Annotated in this window: 12 protein-coding genes; 6 read left to right on the top strand and 6 right to left on the bottom strand. The window is 68.2% G+C overall.

Annotated elements, in window-relative coordinates:
• The first annotated feature begins 12 nt into the window (after window positions 1-12).
• The gene (gene thiE / locus ACQI46_RS03475) at window positions 13-669 is read left to right on the top strand and encodes a thiamine phosphate synthase (RefSeq protein WP_427092526.1); all 657 of its coding nucleotides are present in this window, start codon (window positions 13-15) and stop codon (window positions 667-669) included.
• On the opposite strand, the gene ACQI46_RS03480 is transcribed toward thiE, so the two are convergent.
• Entirely contained in the window at window positions 666-1,157 is a 492-nt protein-coding gene (locus tag ACQI46_RS03480; RefSeq protein ID WP_427092527.1) for an NUDIX hydrolase, read from the bottom strand. The two genes, thiE and ACQI46_RS03480, sit on opposite strands and share 4 nt — an antisense overlap.
• Window positions 1,158-1,272: 115 nt before the next feature.
• Here ACQI46_RS03480 and glnX point away from each other — a divergent pair, with 115 nt between their 5' ends.
• The 4 genes from glnX to ACQI46_RS03500 all read left to right on the top strand — a co-directional run bounded on the left by glnX (window position 1,273) and on the right by ACQI46_RS03500 (window position 6,645).
• The gene (gene glnX / locus ACQI46_RS03485) at window positions 1,273-2,592 is read left to right on the top strand and encodes a protein kinase G-activating protein GlnX (RefSeq protein WP_427092528.1); all 1,320 of its coding nucleotides are present in this window, start codon (window positions 1,273-1,275) and stop codon (window positions 2,590-2,592) included.
• Window positions 2,593-2,626: 34 nt separating this feature from the next.
• Window positions 2,627-3,595 (top strand): glutamate ABC transporter substrate-binding protein, encoded by a 969-nt coding sequence (locus tag ACQI46_RS03490; RefSeq protein WP_427092529.1) that lies wholly within the window; start codon window positions 2,627-2,629, stop codon window positions 3,593-3,595.
• Window positions 3,595-5,886, top strand: coding sequence for a serine/threonine-protein kinase PknG (locus ACQI46_RS03495; RefSeq protein ID WP_427092796.1), 2,292 nt, complete (start codon window positions 3,595-3,597; stop codon window positions 5,884-5,886). Before ACQI46_RS03490 ends, ACQI46_RS03495 begins: the two co-directional genes overlap by 1 nt.
• A 300-nt stretch (window positions 5,887-6,186) precedes the next feature.
• Window positions 6,187-6,645: an STAS domain-containing protein gene (locus ACQI46_RS03500; protein WP_427092530.1), complete on the top strand. Its 459-nt coding sequence runs from the start codon at window positions 6,187-6,189 to the stop codon at window positions 6,643-6,645.
• Here the strand turns inward: ACQI46_RS03500 and ACQI46_RS03505 are convergent.
• Genes ACQI46_RS03505 through fgd form a run of 4 tightly spaced genes read right to left on the bottom strand, consistent with a single transcriptional unit; the run spans window position 6,565 to window position 11,896 of the window.
• Window positions 6,565-7,773, bottom strand: coding sequence for an acetate kinase (locus ACQI46_RS03505; RefSeq protein ID WP_427092797.1), 1,209 nt, complete (start codon window positions 7,771-7,773; stop codon window positions 6,565-6,567). The genes ACQI46_RS03500 and ACQI46_RS03505 overlap by 81 nt on opposite strands.
• Window positions 7,774-7,778: 5 nt before the next feature.
• Window positions 7,779-9,866: a phosphate acetyltransferase gene (pta, locus tag ACQI46_RS03510; protein ID WP_427092798.1), complete on the bottom strand. Its 2,088-nt coding sequence runs from the start codon at window positions 9,864-9,866 to the stop codon at window positions 7,779-7,781.
• Window positions 9,867-9,889: 23 nt separating this feature from the next.
• A complete protein-coding gene (locus ACQI46_RS03515) occupies window positions 9,890-10,867 on the bottom strand; it encodes an endonuclease/exonuclease/phosphatase family protein (protein ID WP_427092531.1) in 978 nt (325 codons plus the stop codon).
• Window positions 10,868-10,885: 18 nt separating this feature from the next.
• On the bottom strand, window positions 10,886-11,896 hold the full coding sequence (gene fgd, locus ACQI46_RS03520; RefSeq protein ID WP_427092532.1) for a glucose-6-phosphate dehydrogenase (coenzyme-F420): 1,011 nt from the start codon (window positions 11,894-11,896) through the stop codon (window positions 10,886-10,888).
• A gap of 23 nt (window positions 11,897-11,919) precedes the next feature.
• On the opposite strand from fgd, the gene ACQI46_RS03525 reads away from it, so the two are divergent.
• On the top strand, window positions 11,920-12,660 hold the full coding sequence (locus tag ACQI46_RS03525) for an MBL fold metallo-hydrolase (protein ID WP_427092533.1): 741 nt from the start codon (window positions 11,920-11,922) through the stop codon (window positions 12,658-12,660).
• On the opposite strand, the gene ACQI46_RS03530 is transcribed toward ACQI46_RS03525, so the two are convergent.
• Window positions 12,642-12,932 carry a hypothetical protein gene (locus tag ACQI46_RS03530; RefSeq protein ID WP_427092534.1) on the bottom strand — a complete coding sequence of 97 codons (291 nt, stop codon included), beginning with the start codon at window positions 12,930-12,932 and terminating at the stop codon, window positions 12,642-12,644. The genes ACQI46_RS03525 and ACQI46_RS03530 overlap by 19 nt on opposite strands.
• Window positions 12,933-12,940 lie beyond the last annotated feature (8 nt).

The raw sequence follows: 12,940 nt of genomic DNA on the forward strand, positions 1-12,940 counted from the left end.
AACGTTCGGGCTGTGCCCCCCGCCGCATCCCGCCTCGAATCCAGCCGTCTGTACCTGTGCACCGACGCCCGCCGCGAACGCGGAGATCTGGCCGATTTCGCCGACGCGGCGCTGGCCGGTGGCGTCGACATCATCCAGCTGCGAGACAAGAACTCCGCGGGCGAGCAGCGGTTCGGGCCGCTGGAGGCCCGTCAGGAACTCGAGGCGCTCGAGGTGCTCGCCGACGCGGCACGCCGCCACGGGGCGCTGTTGGCCGTCAACGACCGGGCCGACATCGCGCTCGCGGCCGGCGCCGACGTGCTGCACCTGGGCCAGGACGACCTGCCGCTGGACGTCGCCCGCGGCATCGTCGGGTCGCGGGTGATCGGCCGCTCCACCCACGACGTCGCGCAGGTCGACCGAGCGCTGCGCGAGGACGTCGACTATTTCTGTGTCGGACCGTGCTGGCCCACCCCGACCAAACCCGGCCGACCGGCGCCGGGCCTGGACCTGGTGCGGGCGGCCGCGGCGCGCGACACCGCCAAGCCGTGGTTCGCGATCGGCGGCATCGACGCGGAGCGGTTGCCCGAGGTGGTGGCCGCCGGTGCCCGCCGCGTCGTGGTGGTGCGGGCCATCACCGCAGCCGACGACCCGAAGGCGGCCGCCGAGAATCTGCGGGCGGCGCTCTAGCTGCGGTCCTCGACCAGCAGTGGGATCGACGCGGCGACCTCGCGCAAACGCGCCCAGCTGGCCGCGAAACCCGGGTGCAGCGGCAGGTCGGCGACTTCGTCCTCGGCCACCCACCGCAGCTCGGCGCTCTCCTGGTTCGGCACCGTCTCGAGCAGTTCCTCGGCGTCGGCGATGACGGTGGTGTAGCTCCAGCCGGTGACCTCGGCGGTCACCACGGTGGTGCGCACCGTCAGCTGTTCGGGCGGCAGGCCGGCTTCCTCGATCGCTTCCCGGATGGCCGCCTCCTCGGCGGTCTCGTGGCTGTCGCGGGCTCCGCCCGGCAAACCCCACGTGCCGCCCTGATGGCTCCACGGGGCGCGGTGCTGCAGCAGCACCGCGGCGGTGCCGTCCGCACGCGGAGCCCGGAGCAGCAGTCCCGCGGCGCCGTGCCGTCCCCAGTAGGCAGCACCGTTGCCCGACACGACCCAGCCGTCACCGTCCCCACGCACGCGTTCAGGATAGGGAACTGAATTCCTACACGCCGCACGGTCAGCTCTTAGACTTCTTTCATAGAGTTGGCCGAGTGGGTACCGAGATCGAGACCAAGGTGAGGTCCGCCCAGACGTGACTGTGGAGTTGGCGCATCCCTCGACCGAACCTCTGGCGTCGCGGTCGCCGACGGGCCGGGCCCATCCGCGCTGGTGGTTCCTGTGGACGACACCCGGCCGAATCCTCAGCATCGGGCTGGTACTGGCCACCCTGGTGATCGCCAGCGCCTTCGCGACCTCGACCACGATCAACGAGCGGCAGCAGGCGTTGACCACGGTGCTCAACCACACCGAGCCGCTGGCGTTCGCCGCCGGCCAGCTCTACACCACCCTGTCGGTCGCCGACGCCGCGGCGGCCACCGCGTTCATCGCCGGCACCGAACCGCGGGCGGTGCGGCAACGCTACGAGCAGGCCATCACCGACGCCGCGGTCGCCGTCACCCGCTCCTCGAGCGGTCTGACCGACGAGGACCTGGTACAGCTGCTGGGCCGGATCAACGCCCGGCTGGCCGTCTACACCGGGCTGGTCGAGACCGCGCGGACCAACAACCGCGCCGGCAATCCGGTCGGCTCGTCCTACCTCTCCGAAGCGTCGTCGATGATGCAGCAGGAGATCCTGCCCGACGCCCAACTGCTCTACGAGGCGACCTCGGCTCGGGTGGACGCCGAGACCACGGCGTCGGCGCGCATCCCGGCCCCGGTCATCCTGGTGGTGGTCGCCACGCTGCTGTTCGGGGTGTTCGCCAACCGGTGGATGGCCAAGCGCACCCGGCGGCGCGTCAACATCGGCTTCGTGGCCGGCGGGCTGGCAGTGTTGATCATGCTGATGTGGGTGGGCACCGCGTTGATCATGTCGACCGGCGACAGCCGCTCGGCCAAGGAGACCGCGGCCGAGTCGCTCAAGACGGTCACCACGATGGCCATCACCGCCCAGCAGGCCCGCGCCGACGAGACGTTGTCGCTGATCCGGCGCGGCGACGAGAACGTCCGCAAGCAGTCGTACTACCAACGGATCGAGACCATGCAGGAGCAGCTGACCCGCTACCTCGAGCGGGACGATTCGATCGACAAGACCGACCTGGCCGATGCACAGCAGCTGCTGGAGCGCTGGCGCGCCGCCGACGACCGGATCAGCGCCTACATCGCGGTCGGCAACTACCAGGCCGCCACCCAGGTGGCGCTGGGCACCGGCGAGGACGACTCCACGCCGGCGTTCGACAAACTCGACGAGGCGCTGACCAAGGGCATCGAACAGAGCCGCAGCCAGCTGCGCAACGAGATCCTCGACGCCCGGCGGGTGCTCTCGGGGGCGACGGTGGGCGCCGCGGCGCTGTCGGTGGCGGCGGCGATCGCGGTGGCGTTGGGGATCTGGCCGAGATTGAGTGAGTACCGCTAGTGATGAGCGCTTGCGCGAAGAACAGAGGGCACTGATGAGCGCTTGCGCGAAGAAGCTGGGCGCGGTGGTGGCCGCGCTCGTCCTCAGCGGATGCGGGCAGACGGCACCGGTGGTCCCGACACCGACTGTGACGCTGGCACCACCCACGCCGGCCGGCATGGAGGAGATGCCGCCCGAACCGGCACGCCCGCCGACCACGGCCGACGACAGCTGCAACCGCACGCAGAGCCTGCGGCCCTTCAACACCAAGGCCGAGGCCGACGAAGCCGTCGCCAACATCAAGGACCGCGGCCGGCTCATCGTCGGGCTGGACATCGGCAGCAACCTGTTCAGCTTCCGTGATCCGATCACCGGTGAGATCACCGGTTTCGACGTGGACATCGCCGGTGAGATCTCCCGCGACATCTTCGGCACTCCCTCGCAGGTGGAGTACCGCATCATGTCGTCGGCCGACCGGATCGAGGCGTTGCGCAACAACGAGGTCGATGTGGTGGTCAAGACCATGACCATCACGTGTGAGCGCAAGAAGCTGATCGACTTCTCCACGGTGTATCTGACGGCACGCCAGCGGATCCTGGCACCGCGCGGCTCCAATATCCGCCAGGCGTCGGACCTGTCCGGCAAGCGGGTCTGTGTCGCCAAGGGCACCACGTCGCTGGAGCGCATCCAGCAGATCGCGCCGCCGCCGATCATCGTCGGTGTGGTGACGTGGGCCGACTGCCTGGTCGCGTTGCAGCAGCGGCAGGTCGACGCCGTCAGCACGGACGATTCGATCCTGGCCGGCCTGGTGTCGCAGGATCCGTATCTGCACATCGTGGGCCCGACGATGAACCAGGAGCCCTACGGCATCGGGGTCAACCTCGACAATCCGGGCCTGGTGCGGTTCGTCAACGGCACGCTGGAACGGATCCGCCGCGACGGCACGTGGTACACGTTGTACCGCAAGTGGTTGACGGTTCTGGGCCCGGCACCGTCACCGCCCGCGGCGAGGTACTCGGACTGATGGCAGACGACTACAGCGACGAGACGACCGGGGATCTGGAGCAGGATCCCGGTACCCAGCCCGCCACTTTCGACGACCTGGGCATGGACTCGATGTCCACGCTGCGGCCGATGGCCACCCAGGCGGTGTTCCGTCCGCACTTCGACGACGATGACGACGGCGAATCGGTGCACACCGGTGACACCGAGCCGCAGGACACCGTCATGACGCTGACCCGGGCGCTGTCGCGGACCCGGCGGCTGGGCGGCGGGCTGGTGGAGATCCCGCGGGTGCCGGCCCGAGATCCGTTGACCGCGTTGATGAGCGACCCCGTCGTGGCCGAATCGAAACGGTTCTGCTGGAACTGCGGCCGACCCGTGGGCCGGTCTGACCGCGAGGGGCGGGCGCCGTCGGAAGGCTGGTGTCCGCACTGCGGTTCGGCGTATTCGTTCCTGCCGCAGCTGGCGGTCGGGGACATCGTCGCCGACCAGTACGAGATCAAGGGCTGCATCGCCCACGGCGGGCTCGGGTGGGTGTATCTGGCGTTCGACAAGAACGTCAACGACCGGCCGGTCGTGCTCAAGGGGCTGGTGCACTCAGGCGACGCGGAAGCGCAGGCGATCGCGATGGCCGAGCGCCAATTCCTCGCCGAGGTCACCCATCCCGGCATCGTGAAGATCTACAACTTCGTCGAACACGAGGACAAGCACGGCAACCCGGTCGGCTACATCGTGATGGAGTACGTCGGCGGCACCTCGCTCAAGCAGGCCATTCACCAGTCCCGTGGGCAGCGCAGCCGGCTGCCGGTCGCCGAGGCCATCGGCTTCATGCTCGAGATCCTGCCCGCCCTGGGCTATCTGCACTCGATCGGGCTGGTGTACAACGACCTCAAACCCGAGAACCTCATGGTCACCGAGGATCAGCTCAAACTGATCGACCTCGGTGCGGTGTCGCGCATCAACTCGTTCGGCTATCTGTACGGCACCCCGGGCTACCAGGCTCCCGAGATCGTGCGCACCGGACCCACCGTCGCGACCGACATCTACACCGTCGGCCGGACTCTGGCGGCGTTGACGTTGCGCCTGCGTACCCGCAAGGGCCGCTACGTCGACGGGCTGCCCGAGGACGATCCGGTGCTGGCCGAGTACGACTCGTTCGGCCGGCTGCTGCGCCGAGCGACCGACCGGGACCCGCGGCGGCGTTTCCAGTCCGCCGACGAGATGTCCAGCCAGTTGATGGGCGTGCTGCGTGAGGTCGTCGCCCAGGACACCGGTATTCCGCGTCCCGGTCTGTCGACGGTGTTCAGCCCGTCGCGTTCGACGTTCGGCGTGGATCTGCTGGTCGCCCACACCGACGTCTATCTCGACGGGCAGGTGCATTCGGAGAAGCTCACCGCCGCGGAGATCGTGCGTGCGCTGCCGGTGCCGCTGGTCGATCCGACCGACGTCGGTGCCGCGGTGCTGTCGGCGAACGTGCTCAGCGAACCGGTCCAGACGCTGGACTCGTTGCGCGCGGCCCGGCACGGCGCACTGGATTCCGAAGGGGTGGATCTCAGCGAGTCGGTGGAGCTGCCGCTGATGGAGGCCCGCGCGCTGCTCGATCTGGGGGACGTGGCCAAGGCGACCCGCAAGCTCGACGAGCTGGCGAAACGGGTCGGCTGGCGCTGGCGGCTGGCGTGGTTCCGCGCGGTCTCCGAGTTGTTGACCGCTGACTACGATTCGGCGACAAGGCATTTCACCGAAGTGCTGGACACCCTTCCCGGTGAGCTGGCCCCCAAACTCGCGCTGGCAGCGACCGCGGAGCTGGCCGGCACCGCTGACGAACGCACCTTCTACAACACGGTGTGGTCGACCGACAACGGTGTCATCTCCGCCGGGTTCGGACTGGCGCGCGCCCAGTCGGCGGCCGGTGAACGGGACGCAGCGGTGCGCACCCTCGACGAAGTACCGGCCACCTCAAGGCATTTCACCACCGCACGGCTCACCAGCGCAGTGACGCTGCTGTCCGGCCAGTCCAGCAGCGAGATCACCGAGCAGCACATCCGCGACGCCGCACGGCGGGTCGAGGCGCTGCCCGACACCGAACCCCGCGTGCTGCAGATCCGGGCGCTGGTGTTGGGGACCGCCATGGACTGGCTGGCCGACAACACCGCCAGCACCAACCACATCCTCGGCTTCCCTTTCACCGAACACGGCCTGCAACTCGGAGTGGAGGCCGCGCTGCGCAGCCTCGCCCGGGTCGCCCCGACCCAGGCGCACCGGTACGCGTTGGTCGATCTGGCCAACAGTGTGCGACCGATCTCGACCTTCTGATTCGGAATCCGTTGCGCCGGCCCGGAAAAATACATCGATGTGCTTTGATCGGGTCCGGCAACTGCCGCGGCATTTGCCGATAGATGCAGGTGGTGAGCGTTTTGTGTGCTGATTGAAACGATATGGTCAAGCCACTGATTCCGTAGTAGGGTATTTCCACCTGGTTGAGAGAAGAGCCAGTTCGGTGACGTCATCGGCGCCAGTCGCTCGAGCGGCCGGCGTGACGGCTTTGAGAATCTAGGGCCCGACCCCTGACGGCACCCACAGTACGAAGCTAGATTTCGACTGAGGGAGGCCACAGTGTCCTTGTCAGAACACCGCCCCGCTCCCAGTACGCAGCGGGTGTTCCGCCCCGACCCCGCGTCGTTCGCATTGCGCGAAGAGCACTACCGCGCCACATTCTCCGCGACCCAGGTTCCGCCGTCGACGGTCCTGGTGACGGTGCACGGGGAGATCGACGCGATGAACTCGACAGCCCTGGCCCGCTACATCGAGAAGCGGCTCGGCGCTGCCCGGAGGCTGACACTCGACCTGCAGACCGTGGAGTTCTTCGGCGCATCCGGATTTGCTGCGCTGCTCAACATCAACGTCGCATGCGAGCGCGCCGGGGTGCGGTGGACGCTGCTGGCCGGCTCCCATGTGTACCGGCTGCTACGGATCTGCGATCCGGACCACGAGCTACCCGTCGCTGCTGCCGCCGCCAAGTACCTCCGCACACGCCCGCGCAATCGCGAGCTCCTCGTCAGTGGGGATCACTAGCACCGCCGTCGGCGCCCCGTCGGCCGAGATCCGCCGAGCCCCCGTCGCGGGGCTGGAGTTCAGATGCTCGTCGACCTCTATCCCGAACACACCCAGCCCGGACAGCGCATCGCGGCGGACCTCGGCGTCGTTCTCCCCCACCCCTGCGGTGAAGGTGATGACGTCGGCTCCGCCGAGCACGGCCAGATACGCCCCGATGTACTTGCGCAGCCGGTGGATGTACACGTCATAGGCCAGGCGCGCGGCGCTGTCCCCGGCCTCGATGCGCTGGTGCAGGACCCGGAAGTCGACCTCACCGCCGAGGCCACGCACCCCTGAGCGCCGGTTGAGCATCGTCTCGATGTCCTCGAGGCTGAGGTCGGCGGTGCGATTCAGATAGGTGATGACGCCGGGATCGATGTCCCCCGAACGGGTGCCCATCACCAGCCCCTCCATCGGGGTCAACCCCATCGAGGTGTCCACCGGCCGGCCTCCGACGATCGCCGACGCCGAGGCGCCGTTGCCCAGATGCAGCACGATCTGGCGCAGCTCTGCCAGCGGCCGGTCGAGGAATGCTGCGGCCTGCCGGCTCACGTACTGGTGTGAGGTGCCGTGGAATCCGTAGCGGCGGACACCGTAGCGCTCGGCGATGTCCCGATCGATGGCATAGGTCGCGGCCGCGTCCGGCAGATCGTGGAAGAAGGCCGTGTCGAACACTGCGACGTGGGGCACCTCCGGCAGCGCCTTGCGGGCCACCTCGATACCGAGGATGGCGGGCGGATTGTGCAGCGGCGCAAGGGGAGCCAGTTCCCGCAGGCGGTCGAGCAGTGCGTCGTCGACGAGCGTGGGACGGTACAGGTCCGGCCCGCCGTGCACGACCCGGTGCCCGACTGCCATCAGGTCCTGGTCGGCCAGCCGGACACCGGCTTGGTCGAAGAGGCCCGTCATGGTCTGCAGCGCGGCGTTGTGGTCGGCCACCCGGTCGGCACGCTGCACGTTCACGGTGCCGGCGGTCAGCGCGGCCGCGGAGGCGTCCTCACCGATACGCTCGACGATGCCGTCGGCCAGGGAACGACCCGAATCCGGTTCGAGCAGCTGGAATTTGACCGACGACGAGCCGGAGTTGAGTACCAGTACGCATTTGGTCACCGTCGTCACCCCTGCGCCTGGATCGCGGTGATCGCCACGGTGTTGACTATGTCTTCGACGAGGGCGCCCCGGGACAGGTCGTTCACAGGTTTGTTCAGTCCCTGCAGCACCGGCCCGATCGCGATGGCGCCGGCGCTGCGCTGCACCGCTTTGTAGGTGTTGTTGCCGGTGTTGAGATCCGGGAAGATCAGCACCGTGGCGTGACCGGCGACCGCGGAGTCGGGCATCTTGGTGGCGGCCACCGACGGCTCGACGGCGGCGTCGTATTGAATCGGCCCCTCGACCAGTAGCTCGGGGTCGCGTTCGCGCACCAGTTCGGTTGCCTTCTTGACCTTTTCGACGTCAGCACCGGATCCGGAGGTGCCCGTCGAGTAGGACAGCATCGCCACCCGCGGTTCGATCCCGAACCGCGCTGCGGTGCGTGCGGACGACACCGCGATGTCGGCGAGTTGTTCGGCGGTCGGGTCGGGCACGATCGCACAGTCGCCGTAGGCCAGCACCTCGTGCGCGAGGCACATCAGGAAGATGCTCGACACCGTCGACACGTCGGGCTGGGTCTTGATGATCTCGAAGGCCGGGCGCACAGTGTGCGCGGTGGTGTGGCGGGCACCGGAGACCATGCCGTCGACCATGCCGTTGTAGACGAGCATGGTGCCGAAGTAGGACACGTCGCGGATGGTTTCACGCGCCTGGTCGACGGTGATGCCCTTGTGCTTTCGCAACTCGGCGTACTGCTCGGCGAACCGGTCGCACAGCTCGCTGCGCCGTGGGTCCAGCACGGTGGCAGCCGCCAGATCCAGTCCGAGTTCGGCGGCCCGGGCCCGTACGCGTGACTCCTCGCCGAGGATGGTCAGGTCGGCCACGCCGCGCTGCAACAGCCGTCCCGCAGCGGTGAGGATGCGGTCGTCGTCGCCTTCTGGCAACACGATGTGCTTACGGTCGCCTCGCGCCTGCTCGATCAGCTGGTGGGTGAACATCTGCGGCGTGACCACCGTCGGGATCGGAATAGTCAAGTTGGCCAACAGGTCCGCGGTGTCGACGTGGGTTTCCATCAGTGCCAGCGCAGTGTCGATCTTGCGGTGTGACTGCGAGGTGACCCGCCCGCGGGTGGCGGCCACCCGGCTGGCGGTCTCGAAAGTGCCGAAACGGGTCTCGATGACCGGCACATTCAGCCCGAGTCCGGCCACCAGCGACTCGATGGCCGGGTGCATCTGCAGGCCGCCGTTGAGGATCACGCACGACAGGGACGGAAAGCCTTCTGCGGCATGTGCACTGAGCACCGCCAGGACCACGTCGGAACGGTCACCGGGGGTGATCACGGCGACGCCCTCGGTCAACCGCTCCAGGACGTGTTCGGCCGTCATCCCGGCCACCAGGACGTCGAGCGCCTCGCGCGCCATCAGCGCGTCGTCACCTCGCACGCGGGTTCCCTCGACCGCGGCCTGCAGTTCGGCCACCGACGGGGCGACCAGCAGCGGCTCGTCGGGGAGGGCGTAGGCGCTCGGTCTGATGTCCCGCAGTGCGGTCACGATCGCCGACAGCTGTTCGGGATCGCACCTGTTCACCACCACGGCGGCCGTGTGCGCGTGCTGCGCGGAGATCTCGTCCACACACACGTCGACCGCCGCGACCACCTGCTCAGGTGTGCGGCCCTTGCCCTTGACCGCGAGCACCACGGGCGCACCGAGATTCGCGGCGATACGCGCATTGGTCGACAATTCGCTGGGCGTGGCGATGTCGGTGTAGTCGCTCCCGACGATGAGCACGGCGTCACAGACGTCGGCCACATTGTGGTAGCGGTCCACGATCTCAGCCAGCGCGGCGTCGCCGTCGTCGTGCAGTTGCTGATAGCTGACCCCGACGCAGTCCTCGTAGGACAGCCCGGCGGTGGTGTGGTCGAGCAGCAACTCGAGGATGTAGTCGCGGTCCTCGCCGAGGCGGGTGATGGGGCGAAACACCCCGACCTTGGCGACCGACGCGGCCAACCGGTGCAGGATGCCCAACGCGATCGTCGACTTGCCGGTATCGCCTTCAGGTGAGGCGATGTATATCGCAGTGGTCCCCGACGTGGAGTTCGGCGTGGTTTTCTGCACTGCGGTCACGCGTCACAGCCTACTTATCCGCCGCTGCCGGTGATGTCCACAGGAACCCGCAGCGTCGCGTGCAGCGCGCGGTGGTCGGCGCCGGGCACCTGCACCGCCTGCGTATTCGATGCGGTGGCGTTACGGACGAGAATGTGGTCGATCCCGATGAGCGGTGGGATCTTTCCGCGTCCCGGGTAGGTGCGTGCGATACCGCCGCCGGCCTGCAATGACACGTCCTCGTAGCCCTCGGCGAGCAATGCCCGGAACGGCGCCATGTCGGCGGTGGAGTTGAAGTCCCCGGCCACGATCACCGCTCCGGCGCCCGCACGGTCGGCCATGTCCCGCAGGGTTTCCGGGAATTCGGCGATGTCGTTCTGCCAGTGCCAGATCGGCTGCGGCCACGGGGCGGCGAGGTGTACCGACAGCACGGTGGTGTCGACGGCCACCCCTGGGATCCGGATCCGGGTGCCGACCATCGGCAGCGAGTAGCCGTCGATGCGCCCGGAATCCACGATCGGGTGGCGACTCCAGATGCCGATCCCGGAGGCCACCGGCGCGGGCAGGATCACCCGGTGCGGGAACACCGCGTCCATACCGGCAGCCGACAGTCCGTCGGCGGCCTCCTGGGTCATCTCCTGGACCGCGACGATGTCCGCCGACGCCTGCGCCAGACCGACGAATGCGTTCGGATCAGCTTGGCCCATACCGAGATTGGCGGTCAGCACCCGCACGTCGACAGACGGGGTGTCGACGTCGGGCGGGCCGAGGTAGCGCGGCACGTACACCACGAGCGTCGCGACCGTCACGGCCACCGCGACCAGGGTCAGAATCCAGCGCCGGCTCACGGCCAGCAACAGCATCGCCACCGGAGCGGCCACCGACAGGAACGGTGCGGCGACGACGACGATCGTCGTGATGTGGCCGGTGATCGGCAGGTATCGGGCGCCGAGCGCCACCACCGCGACGATTAGGGCGACCAGCCCGAACACCGTCGCGAGAATTCGTGTCATCTCGCGGAGAGCAGCGCGTCAGCCGAGGCGCCGAAGCCTCGGCTCGAGGTCGCGCTGGAACAACTCCAGGAAGCGACGCTGATCGTGACCCGGCGCGTGGAAGACCAGGTGGTTGAGGCCCCAGTCGACGTAGTCCTTGACCTTCTCCACCGCTTCGTCGGGGTCCGAGGCGACGATCCACCGCTTGGCGACCTGCTCGATGGGAAGTTCGTCGGCGGCCTTCTCCATCTCGATCGGATCGTCGATGCTGTGCTTCTGCTCGGCGGTCAACGACAACGGCGCCCAGAACCGGGTGTTCTCCAGCGCCAGGTCGGGATCGGTGTCGTAGGAGATCTTGATCTCGATCATCCGGTCGATGTCCTCGACATTGCGGTCGGCCTTCTCCGCGCCTTCTGAGACCGCCGGAATGAGCTTGTCCTTGTACAGCTCCTCGCCCTTGCCGGAGGTGCAGATGAATCCGTCGCCGGCGCGACCGGCGTACTTGGCCACCACCGGCCCGCCCGCGGCGATGTAGACCGGCACCCCGCCCTCGGGGACGTCGTAGATCGACGCGCCCTTGAGGCGGTAGTACTCGCCGTCGAAGTCCACGCGGTCGCCGAGCCACAGCTCACGCATCAGCCGCACCGATTCGCGCAGCCGGGCGAAGCGCTCCTTGAATTCCGGCCACTCGCCCTCGTAACCGGTGGCGATCTCGTTGAGCGCCTCACCGGTGCCCACGCCCAGGAAGATCCGGTCCGGGTACAGGCACGCCATGGTGGCGAACGCCTGAGCGATCACGGCCGGGTTGTAGCGGAACGTCGGAGTGAGCACCGACGTGCCCAGCGTGATGTTCTTGGTGCGCTCTCCCACCGCGGTCATCCAGGCCAGCGAGAACGGGGCATGTCCGCCCTCGTGGCGCCACGGTTGGAAGTGATCGCTGACGGTCGCGCTGTCCATGCCGTGCTCTTCGGCGGCGACCGCCAGTTCCACGAGTTCACGCGGCGCGAACTGCTCCGCCGACGCCTTGTAGCCCAGTTTCAGTTCAGCCATATGTATGTTTCTACACTCGCCGGATGGCCCCGGCTCTGACAGCGGTCACCGACCGCGTCCACTTCGTGGAGACCGACCTGGTGAACTGGACGCTGGTCGCCGGGGACTCGGGTGTGCTGATGATCGACGCGGGGTTCCCCGGCAGCCGCGACGATGTCCTGGATTCGTTGCGGCGGCTCGGTTTCGGGCCCGCTGACGTGCGCGGCATCCTGCTGACCCACGCCCACGTCGACCATCTGGGTACGGCGATCTGGTTCGCCGAGACCCACGGGGTTCCGGTGTACTGCCACGCCGACGAGGTCGGCCACACCCGCCGCGAGTACCTCGAACAGGCCGCGCCGTGGCGGATCGCTGCGCATGCCTGGCATCCGCGCTGGCTGAGGTGGTCGGTCGCGATCATCCGTAAAGGCGCGCTGACCCATGCCGGCATCCCTGCCGCGCAGCCGTTGACCCCGGAGGTCGCGGCCCGACTTCCGGGAGCGCCCGTGGCCGTGCCGACGCCCGGACACACCGGCGGGCACTGCTCCTATCTGGTGGATGGGGTGCTGGTGAGCGGGGACGCGTTGATCACCGGCCATCCCGTGGCGGCGCGGCCGGGTCCGCAGCTGCTGCCGTCGGTGTTCAACCACGACGAGCACGCCTGTCGGAACAGTCTGCGCACGTTGGCGACTGTGGAGTCGGAGGTGCTGTTGCCCGGGCACGGGCCGATATGGCGGGGACCGGTGCGCGATGCGGTGGCTGCGATTCACGCGAGGGTGTCGTAGCCCAGCAGGAACAACGCGGTCAGACACAGACCGCAGGCGATGACGATCGCGGGCATCAGGATCATGGTGTCGAGTTCGTCGTCGTCCAGCACGTCTTCTCGGAACCGCCCGAACAACACCCATGCGATCCCGGTGCGACGAAACAGGTGGACCAGCCCGCGGACGGCCCGGCTGCGGCGGTGCCGGCCGACGAGTAGCCGGGAGACGCCGCCCATCACGAAGGTCAGTGCTGCAGCGCCGAGCAGGATCGCACCGACGCTGGCCTCGGACACGGTTTTCA

The sequence above is a fragment of the Mycobacterium sp. SMC-4 genome (assembly GCF_050205565.1).
Classification (GTDB): domain Bacteria; phylum Actinomycetota; class Actinomycetes; order Mycobacteriales; family Mycobacteriaceae; genus Mycobacterium.

Coding starts and splice junctions, on each gene's coding strand:
- ACQI46_RS03490 (WP_427092529.1), top strand. CDS start 2,627: ATGAGCGCTTGCGCGAAGAAGCTGGGCGCGGTGGTGGCCGCGCTCGTC.
- ACQI46_RS03495 (WP_427092796.1), top strand. CDS start 3,595: ATGGCAGACGACTACAGCGACGAGACGACCGGGGATCTGGAGCAGGAT.
- ACQI46_RS03515 (WP_427092531.1), bottom strand. CDS start 10,867: ATGACACGAATTCTCGCGACGGTGTTCGGGCTGGTCGCCCTAATCGTC.
- fgd (WP_427092532.1), bottom strand. CDS start 11,896: ATGGCTGAACTGAAACTGGGCTACAAGGCGTCGGCGGAGCAGTTCGCG.
- ACQI46_RS03525 (WP_427092533.1), top strand. CDS start 11,920: ATGGCCCCGGCTCTGACAGCGGTCACCGACCGCGTCCACTTCGTGGAG.